The sequence below is a fragment of the Pseudomonas sp. B21-009 genome (assembly GCF_024749345.1).
Taxonomy (GTDB): domain Bacteria; phylum Pseudomonadota; class Gammaproteobacteria; order Pseudomonadales; family Pseudomonadaceae; genus Aquipseudomonas.
Map to the genome: position 1 here is coordinate 832,958 of NZ_CP087199.1, position 26,531 is coordinate 859,488.

The following is a 26,531-nucleotide window of genomic DNA, read 5'->3' on the forward strand; positions in this document are numbered from 1 at the left end:
CCGTAAACCGGCTCAGAAGTCGTATTTGAACGTGGTCATCAGGTTACGCGGCGCCCCGTAGTTGCCGTACGACGACGCCATCGAGTAGTACTCGCGGTCGAAGACGTTGTTGAGGTTGACCGTGGCGCTGAGGTTTTCGCTGATGTTGTAGCGCGCCATCAGGTTGACCAGCGCGTAGCTGCCCTGGTCGAAGCTGTGCAGGTCGGTGCCGACCTTGCTTTGCCAGTTGACCCCGCCACCCACGGTGACTTTGTCGAGCATGCCCGGCAGGCGGTAGCTGGTGAAGGTCTTGAGGCTGTGGCGCGGATACACGGTGGCAATGCGCTCATCCTGGTTGTCGGTGGTCAGGGTGTAGGTGTAGCCCGCCGACGCCTGCCAGCCTTCGGCCAGCTCGCCATTGAGCTCCATTTCCAGGCCTTTGGAGGTGGTGTCCTGCTTGGCGTCGTAGACGTTGTCGTGCACCCAGATCGCCAGGTTGTCCTGTTCGAGCTTGAACAGCGCCAGGCTGGAGTTCAGCCTGCCATCAAAATGACTGCCCTTGACGCCCAGCTCGTAGCCGACGCCTTGCATCGGGTCGAGCGGCTTGTTGTTCTCGTCGGTGACCCAGGAGGCCTGCGGGTTGAATATTTTGGTGTAGCTGGCGTACAGCGCCCAGGTTTCATCAAGGTCGTAGACCACCCCGGCATAAGGGATGAACACACCGGTCTCTTTACGGTTGACCTCGGTCTTCTCACCGCCGTACGGGCGGTCCTCGGTGTCACGCTTCCAGTCGATGACCCGGCTGCCGAGAATCAGGTTGAGATCGTCGGTCAGGTGCAGGCGCGAGGTGAGGTAGGCGGCGTACTGGGTTTCTTCCATTGACGATTTGCCACTGATGCTCCAGTCCGGCTTGGGCTGCTTGCCGTCCCAGTCGAAGATGTTCTCCACCGACGCACCCGGGGTTGCGTTGTAGTCGTAGCGCCAGCCGCCCCAGCTCGGTACGTTTTCGTTGTACTTGGACAGGGTGACGCCGCCGATCAGTTCGTGTTCGCGGCCGAACAGGCTGAACGGGCCGGTCAGGTACAGGTCCAGGTTGTCCTGGCGCGGGGTGCCGGAAAAGCGCACCGGCAACTGGCTCAGGCCGCTGCCGTCGGGCTGCAGCTCGCCCATGAGAAAGCCGAACACTTCGTCGAACTTGTTTTCGGAATGGCTGTACTCGATCTTGCCGCTCCAGCCGTTGCCCAGTTGCTGCTCCACCGAGGCGAAATAGCTGGTCTGTTCGTGGTCGTTGTACGACCAGTCCGGAGCCATGTTGATCGAGCGCTTGAGATTGCTGCGCTCACCCGTGCTGAAGCGGGTTGGCAGGCCGGTGCGCAGCGGCGAGTCGACGTCGGTGCGCTGGTAGCTGAAGCCCATGGTCAGCAGGGTATCTTCGCTCAGGTCGAACTCGGTGATGCCATACAGCAGCTGGCTCTCCAGCTTGTAACGGTCGACCCAGGCGCCTTCAGTCTTGTAGTCGGCGACCAGGCGGCCGCGCACATTGCCGCTTTCGGTCAGCGGCCCGGAAACATCGAAGCCGGTGCCATAGCGGTCCCAGGTGCCGGCCGAGCCGGTGACGCTGGCCTGGCCTTCAACAGTCGGACGCTTGCGGATCAGGTTGATGGTCGCCGACGGGTTGCCCATGCCGCTGATCAGGCCGCTGGCGCCGCGGACGATCTCGATGCGGTCGTACATCGCCATGCTCTGGGTGTAGTTGTCCATCCGCGTGACGGTCGGCACGCCGTCGATCTCGTAGTTCTGGATGACGAAGCCGCGCGAGTAGTAGCTGTCGGTCTCAGCGCCCAGGCCGTCGCGCACGACGATCACCCCGGGGGTCGCTTCGAGGGCATCGCTGAGATTGGTCAGGCGCTGGTCATCCAGGCGCTGGCGAGTCATGACGGTCAGCGACTGCGGGGTTTCCTGGGGTGTCAGGTTCAAGCGCGTCGAGCTGCTGGACGAGTAGGTGGTGTAAAGCCCGGTGCCTTCAGTGGTCGAGCCCGGTGCCTTGCCGGAAATGCTCATGGCATCCAGTTGCAGGGCGCTGCCCAGTTCCATCGGTAAATCGATGACAAAGCTGCTGGCGTTGGGTTGGCTCAGGCGTGCGCTGCTGCCGGCAGTCAGGGCCTGCAGTGCCTGGGTCGGGCTCATGCGGCCCTTGACCCCCGGCGACGAGCGCCCGGCCAGCTGGTTGGCGTCGTAGATCACCTGCAGCCCGCTTTGGGCGCTGAACTGGTCCAGGGCATCGGCCAAGGCTTGCGCGGGAATGTTGAAGTCCAGCGCCTGGGCCTGGGTCTGGGCAGACTCGGCGGCCTGCAGCGGCAGGCCCAGGGTTGTGGAAAACAGGCTGGCGGCAAGGATGGCGCGGGCCAGCGGCTGACGGCTGAATCGGAAATCGCGTGGGTACTGCATGTGTCCTCCCCCAGAGAATACAAACGATAATGCTTCTTATGTGGAGGTGTGACGCAGCAGCAAAGACAATTACCGAATGCCTGGGAAATATATTTTCACCGGCTTAGCGGACGATGATCCATTGTCCGGCCAGGTTGCTCACGTTGAGGTTCTGAGTGCGCGCCAGGGCATCGATGGCAGTGGCGGCCTGGTCGAGGTTAAAGCTGCCACTGACCGGGCGCCGGCCGACCTGTTCATCGATGTACAGCAGGCGGCTGCCCTGGTACTCGGCAAGCTGTTCGAGCACCCGGCGCAAGGGCACCTCACGCACCCGCAACTGCCCCTCGCGCCAGGCCAGCAGGCGTTCGGCATCGACCTTCTCGACCTGGTCCAGGCGGCTGCCGCTGAGCGTCACACGTTCACCAGGGGCGAGCATGCGTTTGTCGCCGGCGCTGCTGACCTCGACCTTGCCTTTGAGCAGCACCACTTCATCGTGATCGCGGCCGCGGCTGACCGAGAAGCGCGTACCCAGCACCTGTACCTGGGCCTCGTCGACATCGACCACGAAGGGCCGGCCATCGTGGGTCACTTCAATGAACATCTGCCCTTGCACCAGGCGCAGCGTGCGCACCGGCCCGCGCAGGTCGATATCGACGGCGCTGGCACTGTCGAGGGTCAGCCGTGAGCCATCGGCCAGCTGGATCTGCCGGCGTTCGCCAACCGCGGTGGCGACATCGCTGTTCAAGCGCTGCAGCAATGGCAACTGCAACATCACCAGGCCGCTGATCAGCAGGATGCTCGCCGCCACCGCCCAGCCCCCCCAGGAGCGTGGGGCCGTACCCCGTTTGACCTTGTGCAGGCGACGCGCGGGCATCTCCAGTTGTTGCCAGAACAGCTCGACCTCGGCAAAGGTGCGGGCATTCTCGGGGTCCAGGCGCCAGTGTTCAAAGGCCTGGCGTTGCTCCCGCGGAACATCGTGGGCGCGCAGCCGGGTAAACCAGTCCAGGGCTTGCTGTTCGCGGTCGCCAGGCTCGTTCGGATGGGCGGAATTTGGCGATGGGTTCATGGCTGGTCAGTCTTGTTTCGGTTATGCAGGGCAGCCGCGGCGCAATGGCTCAGGGCTTTGTTCAAATGACGCTCGACCGCACGCGGGTCGAGTCCCAGGCGCGCGCCGATGTCCTTGTAGCTCAATTGCTCGACCCGGGCGAGTAAAAATACCTCGCGGGTCGGCGAGGGCAGGCCGTCGATCAGGCGTTCAAGATGGTCAAGGGTATTTCCGGCCACGGCACTGCGCTCGGGTGAGGTTTCGTTGAGCAGATGCTCCAGCGCCTGCTCGTCATTGACCCCACGTACCTGGTTGCGTCGAGCATGGTCGATGCTCAGGTTGTTGGCGATGCGGTACAGAAAGGCCCGCAGGTTGCCAACCTCGCCCCGCTCGCTGTGCATCAGCCGCACAAAGGCATCCTGGAGCAGGTCGCGGGCGGTTTCCCGGCAGCGCACGCGGCGGGTCAGGAAGGCCAGCAGTTCACTGCGGTGATGCTGATAGAGCAGCGACAGGCTGCGGTTGTCCTGGTCGTCGGACATGGCGTATGCGGGCCTCGAATAGGCAGGCAGTGGAGTCTGTAAAAACGCAGCCGATGCTAACGTTATTGAGAATTATTAACAAGCACGTCAAAAGCACGTTGGTCGAAAAGAATAGTGCGCTTGCTAACGATTTCTGGATAATTGGATCCCGCCCCCCGGATGGAAGCTTTTGTCATGGCTGTGAGCACTGCCTCGTCAACGTCACCCGCCAGCACCGCAACTGCCCAGAGCAGCCCGCTGGTGATGCGTATCATCGCCGCCTGTGCCCTGGCGCACCTGATCAACGACCTGATCCAGGCCGTGCTGCCGTCGATCTATCCGCTGCTCAAGGCCAACTACGGCCTGACCTTTACCCAAATCGGGCTGATCACCCTGACCTTCCAGATCACCGCGTCGCTGCTGCAGCCGTGGGTCGGCTTTTACACCGACCGCAAGCCGATGCCGAACCTGTTGCCGCTGGGCACCCTGTGCACCCTGGTGGGGATCGTCATGCTTGCGTTTGTCGGCAGCTTCCCGATGATTCTGCTGGCGGCGGCGCTGGTGGGCATCGGTTCGTCGACCTTCCACCCGGAAACCTCGCGTATCGCCCGGCTGGCCTCCGGTGGGCGCTTTGGCCTGGCGCAGTCGACCTTCCAGGTCGGCGGCAATGCTGGCTCCGCCTTCGGGCCCTTGCTGGCGGCGGCGATCATCATCCCCTTCGGCCAGAGCAATGTGGCCTGGTTCGGCCTGTTCGCGGTCTGCGCCGTGCTGGTCACCTACGGCCTGAGCCGCTGGTACAAGGAACACCTCAACCTGTTCAAGGCCAAGCAGGGCCAGCGCGCCACCCATGGCCTTTCCCGCCAGCGGGTGATCGGCGCTCTGGTGGTGCTGGGGCTGCTGGTGTTCTCCAAGTACTTCTACATGTCCAGCCTCACCAGCTACTTCACCTTCTACCTGATCGAGAAGTTCGACCTGTCGGTGGCCAGCTCGCAGCTGTACCTGTTCCTGTTCCTCGGCGCGGTAGCGGCCGGGACCTTCTTTGGCGGCCCGATCGGTGACCGCATCGGGCGCAAGGCGGTGATCTGGTTCTCGATCCTCGGCGTTGCGCCGTTCACCCTGATGCTGCCTTATGCCGACCTGTTCTGGACCAGCGTGCTCAGCGTGATCATCGGCTTCATTCTCGCCTCGGCATTCTCGGCCATCGTCGTCTACGCCCAGGAGCTGGTGCCGGGTAACGTCGGCATGATCGCCGGGATCTTCTTCGGCCTGATGTTCGGTTTTGGCGGCATCGGCGCGGCGGCGCTGGGTTATCTGGCCGACCTCAAGGGCATCGAGTACGTCTACAGCCTGTGCTCGTTCCTGCCGCTGTTCGGCCTGCTGGCGATCCTGCTGCCGTCCACCGGCAAGCGCTGAAGGCTCAAGGACGGGCTATTGACGGGTGGCACGGGTTCTCCTAGAGTGCCGCCCATCCTTTACGGTGTAACCGACGTATGAGCCGCTTCAGCCACACATTCGCGCATCGCCAGCCGGTCGTCCTGACCCGCTGCTGCGACTGGCCGAGCGATACCGTCCTCAAGCGTCGGCGCAGTGTGCTGTTCGCCTTTACCTTCTCGCCTCACCGCCCCACCTCCTGACCTGGCAGCTGCATGCCCGGCGTTCTGCCGTGGCTGGCGCGCCTGTATGCAAATCTTATTACGGTCATGTATGCGCCTGCGCAGGTGCGATGTCGTGCTTTGCGCCGGTGAGTTCGGAGTGGTGATGAATACGCGTTTGTTGCTGGGCTTGTTGTTTGCGGTTTCGGTAGTCGGTTTCAGCCTCGGGGCGAGTTTGCCATTGGTGTCGCTGCGTTTGCTCGACGCAGGTGCCAGTACCTTGCAGATCGGTATCGTCTCGGCGATTCCGGCGGCGGGGATGATGCTCTCGGCGTTCATGGTCGATGCCTGCTGCCGGCACCTGACCCGGCGCACCATCTACCTGCTGTGTTTCGGCCTGTGCACCTTGAGCATCGGCCTGCTCGAATGGGGCTTTTCCTCGCTCTACCTGCTTGCCCTGTTGCGCCTGGCGCTGGGGATCGGCATGGGCATTGCCATCATTCTCGGCGAGTCGTGGGTCAACGAGCTGAGCCCGGAACACAACCGCGGCAAGATCATGGCCCTGTACGCCACCGCCTTTACCGGCTTCCAGATGCTCGGCCCGGCGATGCTGGCGCTGCTCGGCGCGCAGAGCACCTGGGTGACCACGGTGGTAACAGGTTGCTATGGCCTGGCGCTGCTGTGCATCGTGCTGACGGTGCCCAATGACCACGTCGAGCATGGCGAAGAGGGCGGCAAGAGCTTTTCCCTGGCGGGCTTTTTCCGCGTGGCGCCGGCCTTGTGCATGGGCGTGCTGTTCTTCTCGTTCTTCGACGCGGTGATCCTTTCGCTGCTGCCGGTGTATGCCACCAACCATGCCTACGCCGTGGGCGTCGCAGCGTTGATGGTGACGGTGATTCTTACCGGCGACATGCTCTTCCAGTTGCCGATCGGCTGGTTGGCCGACCGCTGCGAGCGCACCACCGTACACCTGGTGTGCGGTGTGGTGGCGATGCTGATCGGCCTGGCGCTGCCATGGCTGATCGGTATGCAATGGCTGCTGTGGCCGGCCTTGGTGGTGCTCGGCGCGGTGGCCGGTGGGGTCTATACCCTGGCGTTGGTGCTGATCGGCCAGCAGTTCAAGGGCCAGGACCTGGTCACTGCCAACGCCAGCGTCGGCCTGCTCTGGGGTGTCGGCAGCCTGCTCGGGCCGCTGCTCAGTGGTGCGGCCATGGACGTCGCTCCCCATGGCCTGCCGATGGCGCTGACGGCCATGGCCGCGCTGTTCGTGGTATTCGCCCGCAGCGCCCGGCGCCGGGCCTTCCGCGCCCAGCGTGCCGGGCAGGGCGCTGCCTAGCACGCTTGGCGCTTCAGAAGCGCTCAGGCACCATGCGCGAGGTGTAGCGGGTGCTCTTGTAGCGGCCGATCTTGCCGCGCTTGGGCAGCTCGATCTTCTGTTTGTGGGTGATGTCCTCGTAGGGCACCTGCTTGAGAAAGTGGCTGATGATGTTCAGGCGCACCCGCCGCTTGTCTTCGGAAACCGCCACATACCAGGGGGCCCAGGAGGTGTCGGAGGCGGCGAACATGTCATCCCGTGCGCGGGTGTAGTCGTCCCAGCGGGTGAAGGACTTGAGGTCCATCGGCGTCAGCTTCCAGATCTTGCGCCCGTCGGTAATGCGCTCCTTAAGGCGCCGCTCCTGCTCTTGAGGACTGACTTCCAGCCAGTACTTGACCAGCACGATGCCGGACTCGACCAGCATCTTTTCGAACGATGGCACCACTGACAGGAACTTGCTGGACTGCTCTTCGGTACAAAAGCCCATCACCCGCTCGACGCCGGCGCGGTTGTACCAGCTGCGGTCGAAGATCACCACTTCGCCGGCCGAGGGCATGTGCTGTATGTAGCGCTGGGCGTACATCTGGCTTTTTTCCCGTTCGGTCGGTGCTGGCAGCGCCACCACGCGAAACACCCGCGGGCTGACGCGCTCGGTGATGGCCTTGATGGTGCCGCCCTTGCCGGCGCCGTCGCGGCCTTCGAAGACAATACAGACCTTCAAACCCTTGGCCACCACCCACTGTTGCAACTTGACCAGCTCGATGTGCAGGGCCTTGAGGGCTTGCTCGTATTCTTTACGGGGGAGGCGTTCGCTGCTGTCTTGCTTTTCCTTTTTCTTAGCCATGCGCCGATACCTGATCTGTGGACAAGAGCCGTTTGAATGCGGCTTTGAGTATAGATCCAGGTATTGGCCCGCGTTTGCTCATGGCGCAGGCAAAGAAAAACCCCTTGAGGCATGACCTCAAGGGGTTTCGGGCTGCTGGCAGCGGGTCAGACGTTGAAGCGGAAGTGCATCACGTCACCGTCCTTGACGATGTAGTCCTTGCCTTCCAGACGCCATTTACCGGCTTCTTTCGCGCCGCTTTCACCCTTGTACTGGATGAAGTCGTCGTAGGCGACCACTTCGGCACGGATGAAGCCTTTCTCGAAGTCGGTGTGGATCACGCCGGCCGCCTGCGGGGCGGTGGCGCCGACGCGCACGGTCCAGGCGCGGACTTCCTGCACGCCGGCAGTGAAGTAGGTCTGCAGGTTGAGCAGCGAGTAACCGGCGCGGATCACGCGGTTCAGGCCTGGCTCTTCGAGGCCCAGGGCTTCGAGGAACATGTCCTTCTCTTCACCGTCGTCGAGCTCGGCGATCTCGGCTTCGATCTTGTTGCACACCGGCACCACGATCGCACCTTCTTCTTCGGCAATGGCCTTGACCACGTCCAGGTGCGGGTTGTTGTCGAAACCGTCTTCGGCAACGTTGGCGATGTACATCACAGGCTTGCTGGTCAGCAGGTGGAAGCCGCGGATCAGGGCCTTCTCGTCGTCTGCCATGTTCTTCATCAGGCTGCGCGCAGGCTTGCCTTCGGTGAAGTGCGGGATCAGTTTTTCGAGGATGGCTTTCTGCGCCAGGGCGTCCTTGTCACCACCCTTGGCGTTGCGCGCAACCTTCTGCAGTTGCTTCTCGCAGCTGTCGAGGTCGGCGAAGATCAGTTCCAGGTCGATGATCTCGATGTCGCGCTTGGGGTTGACGCTGTTGGAGACGTGAATCACGTTCTCGTCTTCGAAGCAGCGCACCACGTGGGCGATGGCGTCGGTCTCGCGGATGTTGGCGAGGAACTTGTTGCCCAGGCCTTCACCTTTCGAGGCACCGGCAACCAGGCCGGCGATGTCGACGAATTCCATGGTGGTCGGCAGCACGCGGTTCGGCTTGACGATGGCCGCCAGCGCGTCCAGGCGTGCATCGGGCATCGGCACGATGCCGCTGTTCGGCTCGATGGTGCAGAACGGGAAGTTCTCAGCGGCGATGCCGGATTTGGTCAGGGCGTTGAACAGGGTGGACTTGCCGACGTTGGGCAGGCCGACGATGCCGCAATTGAAACCCATGGTGAATCCCTCTTCGTGGAGTCAGGCCTTTTGGCTGTGCAGCTCTCTCATCGCACGCGTCCAGTCGCCGGCGAGGATGTCCGGCAGCACGCCGAGGGCAAAATCGATACTGGCGTCCAGCTTCTCCTGCTCGGCGCGTGGCGCCTTGCCGAGGACGAAACCGGAGACCCTGCTGCTGTCACCCGGGTGGCCGATGCCAAGCCGCAGACGGTGAAAGTCATTCTGGTTGCCGAGCTGGGCGATGATGTCGCGCAGCCCGTTGTGCCCGCCATGGCCGCCGCCCTTTTTGAGCTTGGCGACGCCGGGAGGCAGGTCGAGTTCGTCGTGGGCCACCAGGATGGCATCTGGCGGGATGCGGAAAAAGTTCGCCAGTGCAGCAACGGCCTGGCCGCTGCGGTTCATGTAGGTGGTCGGGATCAGCAGACGAACGTCGTTGCCCTGATGGCTGAATTTAGCCGTCAGGCCGAAATACTTGCGGTCAGCGGTCAGGTTGACGCGCTGGGCGCTGGCAATGCGTTCTACGAAAAGAGCCCCTGCGTTATGCCGGGTCTGTTCGTATTCGGGGCCGGGGTTTCCCAGGCCGACGATCAGTTGGATGGCGGTCACGTCAGGGGCTCTTCCTTGGAGTTGTGGGTTACAGTGCGGGGCACTGTAACCCGGTCAACGCCGGCGTGCTGAGTAGATTACTCGGCAGCGCCTTCTGCAGCTTCAGGCGCAACACGCGGAGCGTGAACGTTGGCAACAGCCAGGTCGTTACCGTGAGCCAGAGCGACGAACTCGACGCCTTTCGGAGCTTTGAGGTCCGACAGGTGGATGATCGCGCCGACTTCGGCGTTGGCCAGGTCGACTTCGATGAACTCAGGCAGGTCTTTGGCTTCGCAGGAAACTTCGATCTCGTTGACAACGTGGGAGATCTCGCCGCCTTTCTTGACCGGAGCTTCTTCGTTGACGAAGTGCACAGGTACTTTGGCGGTCAGTTTCTGGCCAGCAACAACGCGGACGAAGTCAGCGTGCAGGATGAACTGCTTGGCTGGGTGACGCTGCATCGCTTTGACAACGACGTTTTCTTTCTTGCCGTCGATGTTCAGCTCGATAACGTGGCTGTAGGCAGCTTCGTTTTCGAACAGTTTGGCGATTTCCTTGGCCACGATGGTCAGGGATTGAGCTTCTTTGTCACCACCGTAAACAACGGCAGGGATCTGGGCGGCGAGACGACGCAGGCGGCGGCTCGCACCTTTCCCCAGGTCGGTACGCGCTTGGGCGTTCAGAGTGAAATCAGTCATTTTGTATCTCCAAAATAGCCATCACCCGCAGGCGTTTGCGACCAGCGCCAAACGGGGTGGGCAAAAAAGCCCCGCCCCAACAACAGGTGTTGGGGCGGGGCGCTTTTCGTCAACGAGAGGTTCGCGAGGGAAAACCCTCAGCGGAACATCGCGCTGATCGATTCTTCATTGCTGATGCGGCGAACCGCCTCGGCAACAACCGGTGCAATATCCAGTTGGCGGATACGGTCACAGGCTTGTGCTGCAGCGGACAGCGGGATGGTGTTGGTCACCACCAGTGCGTCCAGCACGGAGTTCTCGATATTCTCGATCGCCCGACCCGAGAGGACAGGGTGCGTGCAGTAGGCGTAAACCTTGGCAGCGCCGTGTTCTTTCAGGGCCTTGGCCGCGTGGCACAGGGTGCCGGCGGTGTCGACCATGTCGTCGACGAGAATACAGGTACGTCCTTCGACGTCGCCGATGATATGCATCACTTCGGAGTGATTGGCCTTTTCACGGCGTTTGTCGATGATACCCAGATCGACACCCAGGGACTTGGCAACAGCACGTGCACGCACGACGCCGCCGATGTCCGGGGACACGATCATGAGGTTCTCGAAACGCTGGTCTTCGATGTCATCCACCAGAACGGGGGAGCCGTAGATGTTATCTACCGGAATATCGAAGAAACCCTGGATCTGGTCAGCGTGCAGGTCGACAGTGAGAACACGGTCGATACCGACGACGGTGAGCATGTCAGCGACGACTTTGGCGCTGATAGCAACACGCGCCGAACGCGGACGGCGATCCTGGCGGGCATATCCGAAGTAAGGAATCACGGCAGTGATTCGGGAAGCTGAGGAGCGGCGGAAGGCATCGGCCATCACTACCAGTTCCATCAGGTTATCGTTGGTTGGCGCGCAAGTCGGCTGAATGATGAAAACGTCCTTACCACGAACATTTTCATTAATCTCAGTGCTGATTTCGCCGTCGGAGAATTTGCCGACAGAAACATCACCCAGTGGGATATGCAGCTGACGTACGACACGCCGAGCCAGATCGGGGTTAGCGTTCCCCGTAAAGACCATCATCTTGGACACGCGCAGTACCTGAAGGCTGAGGGTATACCTGGATGAGTATAAGGAAAATGGCAGGGGCGGCTGGATTCGAACCAACGCATGGCAGGATCAAAACCTGCTGCCTTACCGCTTGGCGACGCCCCTGTATCTGTTGCTGCGAGCACCTGGTGCTCGATTCCTAGAGCAGACTCTGCAGCGTGCGATGCAACATCGAAACGTTGCTTCCCTTAGCTACAAACCCTGTTTGGGTCTCTGCAAGAAGGGCCAAAACTTTATCAGCTTCAGCTTTGTTTGGGAAGGCCCCAAACACACAACTTCCAGTTCCGGTAAGCCGAGCCTCAGTGAATTCGTTTAACAAATTCAATGAATTGCGTACCTCTGGGTAACGCTGCTCTACCACCGGTTGGCAGTCATTTCGACTGTTTCCCTTGGGAACGGGGCGCATCTTAAGGGGCAAGGAATCACGTGTCAACAGCGGATCTGAAAAAATTTCTGCTGTGCTAACAAATACTTGCGGGACCAGCACGACATACCAGGGCTCTTCGGGGTCGACCGGGGTCAGCTTCTCGCCCACGCCCTCGGCGAACGCCGCATGGCCGCGGACGAAAACCGGCACGTCGGCGCCCAGGCTCAGGCCCAGTTCAGCCAGCTGGTCTTCGCTCAAGCCCAGTTGCCATAAATGGTTGAGGCCGAGCAGGGTAGTGGCGGCGTCGGAGCTGCCGCCGCCAATGCCGCCGCCCATGGGCAGGATTTTTTTCAGCCAGATATCCACGCCCTTGTCGCAGCCGGTCAGGGCCTTGAGCTTGCGCGCGGCCTTGACGATCAGGTTGCTTTCATGGGGGACGTTGTCGATCTCGCTGTGCAGGCGCACTTCACCGTCTTCGCGCAGGGCGAAAGACAGCTCGTCGGCATGCTCGAGAAACTGGAACAGGGTTTCCAGCTCATGGTAGCCATCGGCGCGGCGGCCAAGAATGTGCAGCATCAGGTTGAGCTTGGCCGGGGCCGGCAGGGTCAGGGTTGCAGTGTTCATTGATCAGTGGCCCAGTTGCCGTGGTTGCCAGTCTTTGACCACCAGGGTCACGTCGAGGTTTTGCCCGTGCAGCTTGATCCGCTCGGGCAGCCAGTAGCCGTTCTGTTCGGCGTAGCTCAGGTATTGCACGTCCCAGCCGTCCTGCTTGAGGCTGGCCAGGCGGCTGTCGCCGTCGAGGGTCAGCTGGCTCTTGCTGTCGGGGGCGGGCAGGCCGCGAATCCACCAGACCAGGTGCGACACCGGCAGCTCCCAGCCCAGCTGTTCGGCCAGCAGGGCTTCCGGGCTTTGCGCCTCGAAGCGGCCCTGGTTGGCGACCTCGAGGGTGACGCCGCCGGGGCGCCCGGTCAGGCGTGCAGCGCCGCGGCCGAGCGGGCCGGACAGGCGGATGTCGTAGTAGTCCTGGCGCTGCAGCCAGAACAGCGTGCCGCTGCCGGAGTCTTTCGGCGCGCGGATGCCGACCTTGCCGTTGATCTGCCAGCCATCGAGGGTGCTCAGCTGTTGCTTGTGCTCGCGCCACAGCTGGGGGTTGCCTTCACCCCGCAGGGCCTCATGGGAGCCGAAGCCGGCACAACCGGCAAGCAGGGCAATCAGGCAGAAGGTGATGCAGTGGCGCAAAAACATAGGCTTATAGAGTCTCGGATCCGGTCAGGCGCAGGACGGTCTTGCGCAGGATAGGGCTGTCGGGCTGGGCTTCGAAACCTTTGGCCCAGACCTGGCGGGCTTCGCGGCGCTTGCCGTTGGCCCAAAGCACTTCACCCAGGTGGGCAGCGACTTCGTGATCGGGGAAACGCTCGATGGCCTGGCGCAGCAGGCGCTCGGCTTCGTCGAGGTTGCCCATGCGGTAGTTGACCCAGCCGAGGCTGTCGAGCACCGCCGGATCGTCCGGGGTGATCTGGTGCGCCTTGTCGATCAGGGTCTTGGCTTCGGCATAACGGCTGGTGCGGTCAGCCAGGGTGTAGCCCAGGGCGTTGAGGGCCATGGCGTTTTCCGGCTCGCGGCTGATGATGCTGCGCAGGTCTTTTTCCATCTGCGCCAGGTCGTTGCGCTTTTCCGCAAGCATGGCCCGGGTGTACAGCAGGTTGAGGTCGTCCGGGTACTGCTTGATCGCTTGCTGCAGCACCTGCTCGGCCTGGGCGTCCTTGTCGTTGTTGCCCAGGGCTTCGGCTTCGATCAGGTACAGCTGGATGGCGTAGTCGGGCTGGGCTTCGCGGGCTGCGGCCAGGCGCCGCGAGGCCTCGGCGCTGCGGCCGTTGGCAATGAGGATGTCGGCCTGGCGCAGTTGCGCTGGCAGATAGTCGTTGCCGGGGCCGACCAGGGCGTACTCGTTGAGGGCGCTTTCGGGGTCGTTGCGCTCTTCATGGATGCGCCCCAGGTTCAGGTGCGCGGCATCGACATGGCTGTCGCGGGCGATCAGCTCTTCGAGGTAGCCGGCGCCTTCGTCCCAGTCCTTGGTTTCCAGGCTGACCAGGGCCAGCGAGTAACGCAGTTCATCGTCGTCCGGGTATTGCTGGACCAGGCTGACAAACTCGGCCTTGGCATCGGCCAGGCGATCCTGCTCGACCAGCATGCGCGCGTAGGTCAGGCGCAGGCGTTTGTCGTCCGGGTACTGGCGAATGGTTTTCTGCAGCAGCGGCAGGGCCTCTTTGCCGCGGTCCAGGCCTTGCAGCAGGCGCGCGCGCAGCAGCACCGGGGCAATCTCGCCGGCTTCGGGCGGGTGTTCTTCGAGCAGGTCGAGGGCCGCCTGGGCCTTGCCATCCTGTTGCAGCAGCAGGGCCTTGCCGAACACCAGCTGACCGTTGTCAGGGTACTTCACCAGCAGACGATCGAAACTGTTTTGCAGGCCGGCGCGGGTGTCCGGGTCGGTTTCCAGTGCCGACAGGGCGAGGAAGTCGAAGTGGGTGTCGCCCTGGCCCTGAAGGACCTTTTCCATGTAGACCATGGACTCGTCATAGCGACCGCTGCGAGCCAGCTGGATGGCGGCGGCGCGCTGGGAGTCGAGGTTGCCGGGGTCGTTTTTCGCCCAGATCAGCGAGGTGTCGAGCGCGGCCTGGTCGGCGCCCAGGTATTCGGCGATGCGGTAGGCGCGTTCGGAAATACCCGGGTCCTGAGTCTTGATTGCCTGGCTGACGTAATTGTCCAGGGCGATATCGAAACGATCGCGCTGGCCGGCAAGTTCTGCGGTCAGCAGGCTGTACACGGTGTCCTGGCTGAACGATCCGTAGACGGTGGGCTTGGCCGGTTGCACCGGGGCGGCATCTGCAGGCGCCTTGGCATCCGGGGAATCCGGAGCCAGGGTCTGGCAGCCCTGGAGCAAGGCAAGGGCAAGGAGCAACGCGTAGGATCTATTCATAATCGGGATTTGGGCGGCTTACCAGCGGTCGGATCATCATGACACAAGCGCCGGGGCAAACCCATAAGCGAAGGTCTCGGTAGGGGTAGACTATAGAGACAATAGCGAGCGGTGGTTGTTCTGCGCTCTGCGAAGTAGGACAATTATCGGCTTCTCGTCACAATCAGCGACCTTGCATGGCCTTTCTTGCCCTCGGTATCAACCATAAGACTGCCTCGGTAGACGTACGCGAGCGCGTGGCGTTTACCCCTGAGCAGCTGGTGGACGCCTTGCAGCAGCTCTGCCGACTGACCGCCAGCCGCGAAGCCGCGATCCTTTCGACCTGCAACCGCAGCGAGCTTTATATAGAGCAGGACCACCTGGCTGCAGAGAGCATCCTGCGCTGGCTGGCCGAATATCATCAACTGAGCCTGGATGAACTGCGCGCCAGCGCCTACATCCATGAAGATCACGATGCCGTGCGGCACATGATGCGGGTGGCCTCCGGGCTCGACTCGCTGGTGCTGGGCGAGCCGCAGATCCTCGGCCAGATGAAGTCGGCCTATGCCGTGGCGCGCGAAGCCGGAACCATCGGCCCGCTGCTCGGGCGGCTGTTCCAGGCAACCTTCAGCGCTGCCAAGCAGGTGCGTACCGATACCGCCATCGGCGAAAACCCGGTGTCGGTGGCCTTTGCCGCGGTGAGCCTGGCCAAGCAGATCTTCAGCGACCTGGGCCGCAGCCAGGCGCTACTGATCGGCGCCGGTGAAACCATCACCCTGGTCGCCCGCCATCTGCACGAGCAGGGCGTGCGGCGCATCGTCGTCGCCAACCGCACCCTGGAGCGCGCCAGCACCCTGGCCGAGCAGTTCGGCGCCCATGCGGTGCTGCTGGCCGACATTCCCCAGGAGCTGGTCAACAGCGATATCGTCATCAGCTCCACCGCCAGCCAGTTGCCGATCCTCGGCAAGGGTGCGGTGGAAAGCGCCCTGAAGCAGCGCCGGCACAAGCCGATCTTCATGGTCGACATCGCCGTGCCGCGCGATATCGAGCCACAGGTGGGCGAGCTCGATGACGTTTACCTGTACACCGTCGATGACCTGCACGAAGTGGTCGCCGAGAACCTCAAGAGCCGCCAGGGTGCTGCCCAGGCCGCTGAAGAGCTGGTCTCGGTGGGCGCCGAAGATTTCATGCTGCGCCTGCGCGAGCTGGCCGCGGTGGATGTACTCAAGGCTTACCGTCAGCAGAGCGAACGCCTGCGCGACGAAGAGCTGCAAAAGGCCCAGCGCCTGCTGGCCAATGGCGCCAGTGCCGATGAGGTGCTGGTGCAACTGGCCCGTGGCCTGACCAACAAGCTGCTGCATGCGCCCAGCGTGCAACTGAAAAAGCTCTCTGCCGAAGGCCGCCTCGATGCGCTGGCCATGGCCCAGGAACTCTTTGCCCTCTCCGAGGGTTCGACGGATAAAACCCCGCAATGAAAGCGTCGCTGCTGAATAAACTGGACACGCTCCAGGACCGTTTCGAGGAACTGACCGCCCTGCTGGGCGATGCCGAGGTCATTTGCGACCAGACGCGCTTTCGCGCCTATTCCCGTGAATACGCTGAAGTCGAGCCGGTCGCCGTCGCCTACGCCCAGTGGCGCAAGGTCCAGGATGACCTGGCCGGCGCCCAGGCGCTGCTCAAGGACAGCGACCCGGACCTGCGCGAAATGGCCGTGGAAGAAGTGCGCGAAGCCAAGGAGCAACTGGCGCAGCTGGAAAACCAGCTGCAGCGCATGTTGCTGCCCAAGGACCCCAACGACGGGCGCAACGTGTTCCTGGAAATCCGCGCCGGTACCGGTGGTGACGAGGCGGCGATCTTTTCCGGCGACCTGTTCCGCATGTATTCGCGCTATGCCGAAAAGCGCGGCTGGCGCCTGGAAATTCTCTCGGAGAACGAGGGCGAACACGGCGGCTACAAGGAAATCATTGCCCGGGTCGAAGGCGACAGCGTCTACGGCAAGTTGAAATTCGAGTCCGGTGCGCACCGCGTCCAGCGTGTACCCGAGACCGAATCCCAGGGCCGCATTCACACCTCGGCCTGCACCGTGGCGGTGCTGCCGGAGCCGGACGAGCAGGTGGCGATCGAGATCAACCCGGCGGACCTGCGTGTCGACACCTACCGTGCCTCCGGTGCCGGTGGTCAGCACATTAACAAGACTGACTCGGCAATCCGCATCACCCACTTGCCCACCGGCATTGTCGTCGAGTGCCAGGAAGAACGTTCCCAGCACAAGAACCGTGCCCGGGCGATGTCCTGGCTGTCGGCCAAGCTCAACGACATCCAGACCAGCGCGGCGCAGAATGCCATGGCCAGCGAGCGCAAGCTGCTGGTCGGCTCGGGTGACCGTTCCGAACGAATTCGTACCTACAACTATCCACAGGGGCGGGTGACCGATCACCGCATCAACCTGACCCTGTATTCCCTGGATGACGTTCTGGCCGGTGGGGTCGACGCGGTAATCGAGCCGTTGCTGGCCGAGTACCAGGCGGATCAACTGGCGGCACTGGGTGAGTAAATGACGATTATTGCCAGCTTGCTCCGCGGTGCGGAGCTGCCGGATTCGCCGACCGCGCGTCTGGATATCGAACTGCTGTTGGCGGCGGCCATCGGCAAGTCGCGCAGCTACCTGCACACCTGGCCGGAGCGGATTGTCAGCAGCGAAGCGGCGTTGACCTTTGCCGACTACCTGCAGCGCCGCCGCGCCGGTGAGCCGGTGGCCTACATTCTGGGTCAGCAGGGGTTCTGGAACCTCGACCTGGAAGTGGCCCCGCATACCTTGATCCCGCGTCCGGAAACCGAGCTGCTGGTGGAAACCGCCCTGCAGTTGCTGCCGGGTAATGCGGTCAAGCTGCTCGACCTGGGCACCGGCACCGGGGCGATTGCCCTGGCCCTGGCCAGTGAGGGCCCGTTGTGGCAGGTCACCGCAGTCGACCGCGTGCTCGAAGCCGTGGCCCTGGCCGAGCGCAACCGCCAGCGCCTGCAACTGAACAACGTCAACGTGCGCAGCAGCCACTGGTTCGATGCCCTGGCCGGCGAGCGCTTTGACCTGATCATCAGCAACCCGCCGTACATTGCCGCCGCCGACCCGCACCTGGTGGCCGGTGACGTGCGCTTTGAGCCCAGCAGCGCGCTGGTCTCCGGCGAAGACGGCCTGGACGACCTGCGCTGCATCGTCAGCCAGGCGCCGGCGCACCTGCTGCCGGCTGGCTGGCTGCTGCTCGAGCACGGTTACGACCAGGCCGCCGCCGTGCGCGAGCTGCTGGCCAGGCATGATTTCGAGCAGATCGAAAGCCGCCTCGACCTCAACGGCCACGAGCGCATCACCCTGGGGCGGCTGTCGTGCTGAGCGACCAGGAGCTGTTGCGCTACAGCCGGCAGATCCTCCTGGCGCAGGTGGATATCGACGGTCAGCTGCGGCTGAAAAACAGCACGGCGCTGATCGTCGGCCTCGGCGGTCTCGGCTCGCCAGTGGCGCTGTACCTGGCGGCCGCCGGGGTTGGCGAATTGCACCTGGCCGACTTCGATACGGTGGATGTCACCAACCTGCAGCGCCAGGTCTTGCACGACAGCGCGTCGGTAGGCCTGAGCAAGGTCGATTCGGCGCTTGCCCGGCTCACCGCGATCAACCCGCAAATCACCCTCAAAGCGCATCGCCGCGCGCTGGATGAGGACTCCCTGGCTGAAGCGGTCAAGGCCGTGGACCTGGTGCTCGATTGCTCGGACAACTTCACTACCCGCGAAGCGGTCAATGCCGCCTGCGTCGCCCACGGCAAGCCGCTGGTCAGCGGCGCGGCGATTCGCCTGGAAGGGCAGTTGTCGGTGTTCGACCCGCGTAACCCGCTAAGCCCCTGCTACCACTGCCTGTACGGGCACGGCAGCGAAGCCGAACTGACCTGCAGCGAAGCCGGCGTGTTGGGCCCGCTGGTGGGGCTGGTTGGCAGCCTGCAAGCACTTGAGGCGCTGAAGCTGCTGGCCGGTTTCGGCGAGCCGCTGGTGGGGCGCTTGCTGTTGATCGACGCCCTTGGCAGCCGCTTCCGTGAGCTGCGGGTCAAGCGCGACCCGGGCTGCAGCGTGTGTGGCGAGCATCATGGCTGACGCTGCGGCGGCGCCGGTCGGCGTTTTCGATTCGGGAGTCGGCGGCCTGTCGGTACTGGCCGAGATCCAGCGCCTGCTGCCCGACGAGTCGCTGCTGTACGTCGGCGACTGCGGCTACATCCCCTATGGCGAGAAGTCGCCGGCGTTCATCCGCCAGCGCTGTCGCATGGTCGCCGAGTTCTTCCGCGAGCAAGGCGCCAAGGCCATGGTCCTGGCTTGCAACACCGCCACCGTGGCGGCAGTGGCAGATTTACGCGAACAGTATCCGCACTGGCCGATCGTCGGTATGGAGCCTGCGGTCAAACCCGCCGCTGCCGCGACCCGCAGCGGTGTGGTCGGCGTGCTGGCCACCACCGGCACCCTGCAAAGCGCCAAGTTCGTTGCCTTGCTCGATCGCTTTGCCAACGACATTCGCGTCGTCACCCAGCCTTGCCCGGGCCTGGTGGAGTGCATCGAGGCTGGCGACCTGAGTAGCCCGGTGGTGCGTGAGATGCTCCAGGGGTATGTAAAGCCCTTGCTCGACGCCGGCTGCGATACCCTCATCCTGGGCTGCACCCATTACCCCTTCCTCAAGCCTCTGCTGGCGCAAATGATCCCCGCCTCGGTGGCGATCATCGATACCGGCGCAGCCGTTGCCCGGCAATTGCAACGCCTGTTGGGCGAGGCTGAATTGCTGGCTGCAGGACCGGCGCGCGACGCGCAATTCTGGACCAGTGCCAGCCCTGAACATTTGCGAAAGATCCTTCCAATGTTGTGGAATAAATCTGACAGTGTGCGAAGCTTCCCAATGTAAAAAAAGTGTGAAAAGCACTCAACATTGACTGAACTAACGCAACGCTGCCGATTTCTATTTATTGTCTGGTGAGACAGAAATACCAACAACAGCATTAGGAAAAAGGACGTTTCTCATGAAGAAACTGCTTTGCTTGGCTGCTCTTGCAGCCGTTACCCTGGGGCAATCTTTCACAACTCAAGCAGCGGACGTGTCGTTCTCGGTCGGGCAGACCGGCGACTCGACCATGACCTATCGCCTCGGCCTGCAATCGAACTGGGATGTCAGTTGGTGGCAAACCAGCGTAGGCCGTATCACCGGCTATTGGGACGGTGCCTACACCTATTGGGATGGCGACGAGAAGTCGAGTAACCACAGCCTGTCGTTTGCGCCGGTGTTCGTTTACGAGTTCGCCGGTGAGTCGGTCAAACCCTATATCGAAGCCGGTATTGGTGTGGCCGCATTCTCCAGTACCGAAGTTGAAAGCAACAAACTCGGCTCTTCGTTCCAGTTCGAAGATCGCATCGGCTTTGGTTTGCGCTTTGCCGGCGGGCATGAAGTCGGCGTGCGGGCGATCCACTACTCCAACGCCGGGCTGCAAACGCCCAACGATGGGGTAGAAAGTTACGCGTTGCACTACCGCATGCCGCTCTGACCTGAAAGAGCACAGCCCTGTGTTTTACACAGGGCTTGCAGGTAGTTCGGGCAGTGGCCAGAGGCTGTTGAGGTTGAGGGCTTCGAGCAGTAGCTCGGGGGCGCGCTCTGGCAAACGCTGGATGATCACATCGGCAGCCGTTTCCGGTGTCCATTGTTCAGGTCGGACCTGAACCGCCAGCAGTGGCGTTTTCAACGCCTGTGGTGCGACCACGGTCAAGGCGATGCCTTTGCCCTCGAGCTTCTGACGCTCAGCGCGAAACACTTGTGTCAGGTTGTTGTCCGGGGTTGCCGGCTGGCTGGGCTCGTAGAGTTGCAGCGCCGAATAGCGGCTGAGCACAGCCAGCACCTGTGGCGCCTGGCCTTTTTCCAGCAGCGGCACTGCCACGTTCAAGCAATGAACCGAAGCGCTCAGGTTGCTGCTGGCGATGGCTTCGAAAATGGCCGTCGGCGGCAGGCCAGGGTCCAGGTAATCGCAGGTGCCGGCATTCACCAGCAGGCAATCGAGGGCGCCCCAGTGGGCCTGGAGTTGCTGGCCAGCGTGTGCGGCCTGCGTGCCATCATCGAGATTGCCGTCAAGCAGCAGCAACTGCTCGGGGTTGAGCTGCGAAAGGCCCTTTAGCTCGGGCGAAGGACGTCCGCTGGCAGCGACTTTCCAGCCCTGCTCAAGCAGTTGTTGCACCAGCGCCAGGCCCAGGCCGCTGCTTGCGCCGGTGACCCACACCTTGCGCGCGATGGGTTCGCTCACATGACTGCCCTCTCTTCCTGCCGCGTGGGTAAATTCCTGAATGCATTCAACGCACGTTGGCGACTGCTACCGAGGTCCACAATAGGCTGTGGATAATGATTAGTAGCAAAAAGATCGCCACCTGGCACGGGATTGTGGATTTTTTTTTCATCCAGGTCGGCAAGCTCAGGCAGCCATTGCCGAATGAAATGCCCTGCGCTATCGAAACGCTGAGACTGGCTCACAGGGTTGAAAATGCGGAAATAGGGCGCTGCGTCGGTGCCGGTCGAAGCACTCCACTGCCAGCCGCCGTTGTTGGCGGCCAGGTCGCCATCGATCAGGTGGCGCATGAAAAAGCGCTCGCCCTCGCGCCAGTCGATCAGCAGGTTCTTGGTCAGGAACATGGCAACGATCATGCGCAGGCGGTTGTGCATCCAGCCGGTGGCAAGCAATTGGCGCATGGCCGCATCGATGATCGGGATGCCGGTCTGTCCTTGCTGCCAGGCCTTGAGTTCCTCCGGTGCATGGCGCCAGGGCAGGGCCTCGGTTTCCGGGCGGAAGGCACGGTGCATCGAGACCCGTGGATAGCCCACCAGGATGTGTTTGTAGAACTCGCGCCAGAGCAGCTCGTTGATCCAGGTCACCAGGCCGCGGTTGCCACTGTCGAACTCGCCGAAGTTGTGGTTCAGCACGGCATGCAGGCACTGACGCGGCGATATCACCCCGGCGGCCAGGTAGGCTGACAGCTGGCTGGTGCCGGCGACGGCGGGGAGGTCGCGCTGATTCTGGTAGTCCGCGGCGCATTCGTCGATAAAGCGTTGCAGGCGGTGCTGTGCTTCTTCTTCACCGGCAGGCCAGAGCTCGCGCAAGGCCTGCGCAGGGTGTGGGAAACCGGTTACCTCAACGGGAACCGGATCGCTGGCGACAGCCGTCGGCGCTTGCGCCCTGATTGGGTTGACCAAGGGTGGCACGCCCAGGTGCAGGCGTTCGTAACACACTTTGCGGAACTGGCTGAATACCTGAAAGTAGCTGGCGCTGCGGGTCAGGATGCTGCCTGGGCGGAATAGTAACTGGTCAAGATAGCCGTGCGCGGCAATACCGTGCTCGCCCAGGGCAGCCTGCACCGCCTGGTCGCGGGCGCTTTCATTGACGCCATATTCCTCGTTGAAGTGCAGCGCCTGCACCTGATGCTCCTGGCACAGTTGCAGCAAGACCTGCGGTGCCTGCTGCCAGGTGTCGGCGTGGCGGATCAGCAGGGGGATGTTCAACTGCGCCAGTGCCGCACGCAGGCTTTGCAGATTGCGCAACCAGAAATCGACCTTGCACGGCGCATCGTCATGGGCCTGCCACTGCCCAGGGCTGAGCAGCCATACTGCCAGGGTCGGGCCGCGTTCGCAGGCTGCTGCCAGTGCAGTGTTGTCAATTACGCGCAGGTCGCTGCGCAGCCAGATCAGTTGCATGCTGTTTGGTTACCCTTGAAGGTGAAATTCAGGCTGTTCGCCCCTGAGTTGGCGCAGGCACTGAAGCGCCGCCTGGGGCGAATCGAGGACAAACAGCGTCTCGTCCGTCCAGGCTTGCAGGGCATGCTTATGAATGCTGACTGCGCGGCCGCACAGGAGTTTCGGAATTTCGACGTCGGCCAGGTTTCTTTGTAAGCGGGCGATGTCCAGCGACTTGTCGATGCTCAGCAGCAACGCCCATGGCCGCAACTGGGCGACCGCCAGGCTCAGCTCGTTGCCCGGTGGTGGCCAGTCGAAGACCTGCACCGGGTAACCGGCATTGCTGGCCAGCCAGGCCGTCAGCCACAGCCGTGGGTCGAAGGCCAGGTCAGAGCCGTTTACCAGTAGCAAGGGGGCGCCGCCGAGCTGATGGTTGTTGTGATAGACCCGCGCCCCGAGCTTGCTGCGTAGCCACGAGAAAAAGAACACCTGCTCAAGGCCAGTGGCGAATTGGCCCTGCCAGCGCAGTTCGAGGTCGGCAAGCAGCGGCATCAACAGCTGTTCACAGAGGGTTGCCGCCGGGTATAGGGCCATGGCCTGGTTCACCTGCTGCTCAAGCCGGCGCTCGGCGAGGGCGGCGATGGCTTCCTTGAGTTGCTCGCGCAGGGCCTGCCAGTCGCTGCCGGCCGGCGCCGGTGACTCCCCCGGGCTGGCTTGCAGCAAGGCTTTGACCTGGCTGACCGCCGCGCCCCGGTCAAGCCAGGTGAGGATCTGCTGGATACGCTGGACGTCTTCCTGGCTGTAGAGGCGATGCCCCTTGCCGGTGCGTTGCGGCACGATCAAGCCGTAACGACGCTCCCACGCACGCAGGGTGACCGGGTTGATACCGGTCAGGCGCGTCACCTCGCGGATCGGTAACAGGGTTTCAGATGGCATTGCGCAGGCTCAGGTTTTCCGGGTGCGGTTGCAAGTACACCTGCTGCGCCAGGTAGGGGTCGGGATGGTTGCGCAAATGATGCTTGAGCAGGGTCAGCGGCACCACCAGCGGCACCACGCCGGCATGGTACTGGCTGATCAGTTGCTGGATTTCCTGCTTGTCGGCGCGGCTCAAGACATCGCGCAGGTAACCGCTCAGGTGCAACAGTACATTGCTGTGGGTGCCACGGCTGGCGCAGCGGCTCAGGGCCTGGATCAACTGGCTGAAGTAACGCGAGGCGAGCAACTCGGGATCGTCGTCGCGGCCCATGCTGCCCAACAGCTTGCCCAGGACTTTGTACTGCTGCGGGTTGTGCGCCATCAGCTGGTACTTGTAGCGGGAATGAAACGCGATCAGGGCGCCGCGGCTGACGCCAGCGGCGATCAACTGCTGCCAGTCGGCGTAGGCATATACCCGGGTGATGAAGTTCTCGCGCAGCACCGGATCACAGAGCCTGCCATCTTCTTCCACCGGTAAATCGGGACGCTGCTCACAGAAGGCGGCGGCGAACAACCCGCGGCCGCCCTCGGGCGCTGGATAGCCATTGGCCTGATAGACCTTGACTCGCTCCAGGCCGCAGGAGGGGGATTTGTGCATGAAGATGTAGCCGCAAATATCGTCGAGATCCTTGGCCATCTGCTGCCCGTAAGCGCGCAACGGGCCGGACAGATCCAGGCCGGGGTCGCGGCTGCACACGGCCTGCGGGTCGGCAGGATCACCTACCAGGCGGATGGGTGCACGTGGCACGCCCAGGCCGATGGCGACTTCTGGGCAAACCGGGACCAAATCGAAGTGTTCGCTGAGGACCTCGTTGCACAGGCGCGAGGCTTTGTGGCCACCGTTGAAACGCACTTCCTGGCCGATCAGGCAGGCGCTGACAGCAATGCGGGGCTTGCGCGGCAGGTCACGAGCGTTCATGAACAGATCCTGAAAAATATTGTACAAATAGAGTTTTATGTACAGGTAAATCCCATCATAGGGGCAAACCTGTGCAAGTCAAACCACTTGTACAACTTTTGTGCAGGACGTCGAAAATGTCAGGCGGGGCTGAACAGGAGCAGCCCCGGCAGCTGTTACTCCAGATGCTCAAGCAGCCGACGGGCCGCTTCCTGGCCGCTGAGCCAAGCGCCTTCGACCCGGCCCGACAGGCACCAGTCGCCACAGGCATACAGGCCCAGGTCAGCGTCGGCCAGGGCGCCCCATTCGTGATTGCTGGCCGGGCGGGCATACAGCCAGCGGTGGGCGAGGGAGAAGTTCGGGGCGGGCACCACGCAGCCGACCAGCTCGGCGAAATCGCCCCACAGCTGCTCGATCACCGCCTCCTTGGGCAGGTCGATGTGCTGCTTGCTCCAGCTGGAAGTGGCATGCAACACCCAGGTGTCCATGTGTTCGTCGCGCCCGGGTTTGCTCCGGTTGCGCGCCAGCCAGTCGAGGGCGCTGCCTTGTACGAAGCAGCCTTGCATCGGGGTGTCGAGCGGGGTGTCGAACGCCAGGGCGATGGCCCAGGTCGGGTCCATCTGCACGCCGGCGGCAGTGGCGGCCAGCTTGGGCGCAGCACTGAGCAACTGGGTGGCCTGAGGCGCCGGCACGGCGACTACCACCCGGCTGAACGGCCCGTGGCTGCAGCCGTCGGTGTCCTGCAGGTGCCAGTACTTCTGGCCGCGATAGACTTCGGCAATACGGCAGCTGAAGTTTACCGTGACATCCTTGAGCAGGCCGCGGGTGATGGCGCTCATGCGCGGCACGCCAACCCAGCGCGTCTGCTCGTCGGGGGAGGGGCTCAGTACGCCATCCTGATAGTGATACAGCTGCGGCTTCCATTCGGCCGCCCAACCGGCCGCTACCCATTGCTGCAACTGGTCGACAAAGCGCCGGTCGCGGGCCGTGAAGTACTGGGCGCCGAGATCAAGGGCGCCGGCATCGCTGCGTTTGCTGGCCATGCGTCCGCCGCTGCCGTGGCCCTTGTCGAACAAATGAACGGTCTGCCCGGCCTTTTGCAACGCCTGGGCGGCGGACAGGCCGGCGATACCGGCCCCGATGATGGCAATAGGTACAGTCATGATGGCCTCTTCGAACCTAATGGTTGCAGACTACGCTGCCCGGCAAACCTGTACAATGCACGAATCCTGTATAAGATGATTCCGCTCGTTACCACAGGTTGGCCTATGTTTATCCGAGAGCGATCGGTCAAAAAAGTGCCTTGTTGTTAAAAATAGACCACTGGCGCGCCATGCGAGGACACAGCCATGCATATATTGCTGACCGGCGGTACCGGGTTGATCGGCCAACACCTGTGTCAGCACTGGCTGGCCCAGGGACATCGGCTGACGGTATGGAGTCGGCGCCCTGAACAGGTGGGCAAGTTGTGTGGCTCCGGGGTGCGTGGCGTAGCCCGGCTCGATGAGCTGGCCGATGACGACGGCGTGGACGCGGTGATCAATCTGGCCGGCGCACCGATTGCCGACCGGCCCTGGAGCTCCAGCCGTCGCGCCTTGCTCTGGGCCAGTCGTATCACTTTGACCGAGCAATTGCTGGCCTGGTTGGAGAAGCGTCAGCAGCGGCCCGAGGTACTGATCTCGGGTTCGGCGGTAGGCTGGTATGGCGATGGTGGCGAGCGTGAACTCACCGAGGCTTCGCAGCCGGTCAAGGAGGATTTCGCCAGCCAGCTGTGCATCGCCTGGGAAGAAACCGCCATGGCCGCGCAACCGCTGGGGATTCGCGTGGTGCTGGTGCGTACCGGGCTGGTGCTGGCGAGCGAGGGCGGCTTTTTGTCGCGCCTGCGCCTGCCGTTCAAACTCGGGCTGGGCGGGCCTATCGGCGACGGTCGGCAGTGGATGCCGTGGATCCATATACACGACCAGATCGCCCTGATTGATTTTCTCTTGCAGCACAAGGATGCCAGCGGTCCTTATAATGCCTGCGCCCCGGAGCCGGTGCGCAACCGCGAGTTCGCCAGGCGTCTGGGCCGGGCCCTGCACCGCCCGGCATTGATGCCGATGCCGGCGCTGCTGCTCAAGGCCGGGCTGGGCGAATTGTCGACCTTGCTACTGGGCGGGCAACGGGCGCGGCCGGTACGTTTGCTGGCGGCCGGTTTTACCTTCCGCTTCAATGATCTGCAATCGGCCCTGGATGAACTGTCCAGGCGCCTCTGAAATAGGACGT

25 protein-coding genes and 1 tRNA gene are annotated in these 26,531 nt (G+C 62.8%); 9 read left to right on the plus strand and 17 right to left on the minus strand.

Features of this window, described 5'->3' with window-relative positions; all coding sequences use genetic code 11:
• Window positions 1-12: 12 nt before the first annotated feature.
• The 3 genes from LOY34_RS03690 to LOY34_RS03700 all read right to left on the minus strand — a co-directional run bounded on the left by LOY34_RS03690 (window position 13) and on the right by LOY34_RS03700 (window position 3,990).
• Window positions 13-2,427: a TonB-dependent siderophore receptor gene (locus LOY34_RS03690; RefSeq protein WP_195885658.1), complete on the minus strand. Its 2,415-nt coding sequence runs from the start codon at window positions 2,425-2,427 to the stop codon at window positions 13-15.
• Window positions 2,428-2,530: 103 nt separating this feature from the next.
• On the minus strand, window positions 2,531-3,472 hold the full coding sequence (locus tag LOY34_RS03695) for a FecR domain-containing protein (protein WP_195885659.1): 942 nt from the start codon (window positions 3,470-3,472) through the stop codon (window positions 2,531-2,533).
• A complete protein-coding gene (locus tag LOY34_RS03700) occupies window positions 3,469-3,990 on the minus strand; it encodes an RNA polymerase sigma factor (RefSeq protein ID WP_045195961.1) in 522 nt (173 codons plus the stop codon). Before LOY34_RS03700 ends, LOY34_RS03695 begins: the two co-directional genes overlap by 4 nt.
• A gap of 174 nt (window positions 3,991-4,164) precedes the next feature.
• Between LOY34_RS03700 and LOY34_RS03705 the strand changes: the two genes are divergently transcribed.
• A complete protein-coding gene (locus LOY34_RS03705; RefSeq protein WP_195885660.1) occupies window positions 4,165-5,382 on the plus strand; it encodes an MFS transporter in 1,218 nt (405 codons plus the stop codon).
• A gap of 345 nt (window positions 5,383-5,727) precedes the next feature.
• The gene (locus LOY34_RS03710) at window positions 5,728-6,897 is read left to right on the plus strand and encodes an MFS transporter (protein WP_093387925.1); all 1,170 of its coding nucleotides are present in this window, start codon (window positions 5,728-5,730) and stop codon (window positions 6,895-6,897) included.
• Window positions 6,898-6,910: 13 nt separating this feature from the next.
• Here the strand turns inward: LOY34_RS03710 and ppk2 are convergent, their stop codons facing one another.
• The 9 genes from ppk2 to LOY34_RS03755 all read right to left on the minus strand — a co-directional run bounded on the left by ppk2 (window position 6,911) and on the right by LOY34_RS03755 (window position 14,688).
• Entirely contained in the window at window positions 6,911-7,720 is an 810-nt protein-coding gene (gene ppk2, locus LOY34_RS03715) for a polyphosphate kinase 2 (RefSeq protein ID WP_045195966.1), read from the minus strand.
• Window positions 7,721-7,866: 146 nt separating this feature from the next.
• On the minus strand, window positions 7,867-8,967 hold the full coding sequence (gene ychF, locus LOY34_RS03720) for a redox-regulated ATPase YchF (protein WP_045195968.1): 1,101 nt from the start codon (window positions 8,965-8,967) through the stop codon (window positions 7,867-7,869).
• Between the two features lie 21 nt (window positions 8,968-8,988).
• Window positions 8,989-9,573 carry an aminoacyl-tRNA hydrolase gene (gene pth, locus LOY34_RS03725; RefSeq protein ID WP_038997179.1) on the minus strand — a complete coding sequence of 195 codons (585 nt, stop codon included), beginning with the start codon at window positions 9,571-9,573 and terminating at the stop codon, window positions 8,989-8,991.
• Between the two features lie 77 nt (window positions 9,574-9,650).
• Entirely contained in the window at window positions 9,651-10,250 is a 600-nt protein-coding gene (locus LOY34_RS03730) for a 50S ribosomal protein L25/general stress protein Ctc (protein WP_045195970.1), read from the minus strand.
• 137 nt (window positions 10,251-10,387) lie between these two features.
• Window positions 10,388-11,329, minus strand: a complete 942-nt coding sequence (locus LOY34_RS03735) for a ribose-phosphate pyrophosphokinase (RefSeq protein ID WP_010225730.1) — start codon at window positions 11,327-11,329, stop codon at window positions 10,388-10,390.
• 48 nt (window positions 11,330-11,377) lie between these two features.
• Window positions 11,378-11,452: transfer RNA gene (locus LOY34_RS03740), tRNA-Gln, on the minus strand.
• 34 nt (window positions 11,453-11,486) lie between these two features.
• A complete protein-coding gene (ispE, locus tag LOY34_RS03745; RefSeq protein WP_195885661.1) occupies window positions 11,487-12,338 on the minus strand; it encodes a 4-(cytidine 5'-diphospho)-2-C-methyl-D-erythritol kinase in 852 nt (283 codons plus the stop codon).
• Between the two features lie 3 nt (window positions 12,339-12,341).
• On the minus strand, window positions 12,342-12,959 hold the full coding sequence (gene lolB / locus LOY34_RS03750; protein WP_258664293.1) for a lipoprotein insertase outer membrane protein LolB: 618 nt from the start codon (window positions 12,957-12,959) through the stop codon (window positions 12,342-12,344).
• 4 nt (window positions 12,960-12,963) lie between these two features.
• Window positions 12,964-14,688 (minus strand): tetratricopeptide repeat protein, encoded by a 1,725-nt coding sequence (locus tag LOY34_RS03755; protein WP_045195976.1) that lies wholly within the window; start codon window positions 14,686-14,688, stop codon window positions 12,964-12,966.
• 176 nt (window positions 14,689-14,864) lie between these two features.
• Here LOY34_RS03755 and hemA point away from each other — a divergent pair, with 176 nt between their 5' ends.
• From hemA to LOY34_RS03785, 6 genes are all read left to right on the plus strand, one after another.
• Window positions 14,865-16,142, plus strand: a complete 1,278-nt coding sequence (gene hemA / locus LOY34_RS03760) for a glutamyl-tRNA reductase (RefSeq protein WP_045195978.1) — start codon at window positions 14,865-14,867, stop codon at window positions 16,140-16,142.
• Window positions 16,139-17,221, plus strand: a complete 1,083-nt coding sequence (gene prfA, locus LOY34_RS03765; RefSeq protein ID WP_045195980.1) for a peptide chain release factor 1 — start codon at window positions 16,139-16,141, stop codon at window positions 17,219-17,221. The genes hemA and prfA overlap by 4 nt, the downstream gene beginning before the upstream one ends.
• Complete coding sequence (gene prmC, locus LOY34_RS03770; protein WP_195885662.1) at window positions 17,222-18,052, plus strand: peptide chain release factor N(5)-glutamine methyltransferase; 831 nt, start codon at window positions 17,222-17,224, stop codon at window positions 18,050-18,052. It abuts the gene before it with no gap.
• Window positions 18,046-18,801 (plus strand): molybdopterin-synthase adenylyltransferase MoeB, encoded by a 756-nt coding sequence (locus LOY34_RS03775; RefSeq protein ID WP_195885663.1) that lies wholly within the window; start codon window positions 18,046-18,048, stop codon window positions 18,799-18,801. The genes prmC and LOY34_RS03775 overlap by 7 nt, the downstream gene beginning before the upstream one ends.
• A complete protein-coding gene (gene murI / locus LOY34_RS03780; protein WP_195885664.1) occupies window positions 18,794-19,594 on the plus strand; it encodes a glutamate racemase in 801 nt (266 codons plus the stop codon). Before LOY34_RS03775 ends, murI begins: the two co-directional genes overlap by 8 nt.
• A gap of 115 nt (window positions 19,595-19,709) precedes the next feature.
• Window positions 19,710-20,228 carry an acyloxyacyl hydrolase gene (locus tag LOY34_RS03785; RefSeq protein WP_093387937.1) on the plus strand — a complete coding sequence of 173 codons (519 nt, stop codon included), beginning with the start codon at window positions 19,710-19,712 and terminating at the stop codon, window positions 20,226-20,228.
• 24 nt (window positions 20,229-20,252) lie between these two features.
• Here the strand turns inward: LOY34_RS03785 and LOY34_RS03790 are convergent, their stop codons facing one another.
• The 5 genes from LOY34_RS03790 to LOY34_RS03810 form a co-directional block, all read right to left on the minus strand.
• Entirely contained in the window at window positions 20,253-20,975 is a 723-nt protein-coding gene (locus tag LOY34_RS03790; protein WP_230090923.1) for an SDR family oxidoreductase, read from the minus strand.
• Window positions 20,972-22,414, minus strand: coding sequence for a deoxyribodipyrimidine photo-lyase (gene phrB / locus LOY34_RS03795; RefSeq protein ID WP_258664296.1), 1,443 nt, complete (start codon window positions 22,412-22,414; stop codon window positions 20,972-20,974). The genes LOY34_RS03790 and phrB overlap by 4 nt, the downstream gene beginning before the upstream one ends.
• A gap of 9 nt (window positions 22,415-22,423) precedes the next feature.
• The gene (locus LOY34_RS03800; protein ID WP_195885666.1) at window positions 22,424-23,329 is read right to left on the minus strand and encodes a MerR family transcriptional regulator; all 906 of its coding nucleotides are present in this window, start codon (window positions 23,327-23,329) and stop codon (window positions 22,424-22,426) included.
• Complete coding sequence (locus LOY34_RS03805) at window positions 23,319-24,287, minus strand: DUF523 and DUF1722 domain-containing protein (protein WP_195885667.1); 969 nt, start codon at window positions 24,285-24,287, stop codon at window positions 23,319-23,321. Before LOY34_RS03805 ends, LOY34_RS03800 begins: the two co-directional genes overlap by 11 nt.
• 155 nt (window positions 24,288-24,442) lie before the next feature.
• The gene (locus LOY34_RS03810) at window positions 24,443-25,429 is read right to left on the minus strand and encodes an NAD(P)/FAD-dependent oxidoreductase (protein ID WP_045195999.1); all 987 of its coding nucleotides are present in this window, start codon (window positions 25,427-25,429) and stop codon (window positions 24,443-24,445) included.
• 186 nt (window positions 25,430-25,615) lie between these two features.
• On the opposite strand from LOY34_RS03810, the gene LOY34_RS03815 reads away from it, so the two are divergent.
• A complete protein-coding gene (locus tag LOY34_RS03815) occupies window positions 25,616-26,521 on the plus strand; it encodes a TIGR01777 family oxidoreductase (protein ID WP_195885668.1) in 906 nt (301 codons plus the stop codon).
• Window positions 26,522-26,531: the final 10 nt, after the last annotated feature.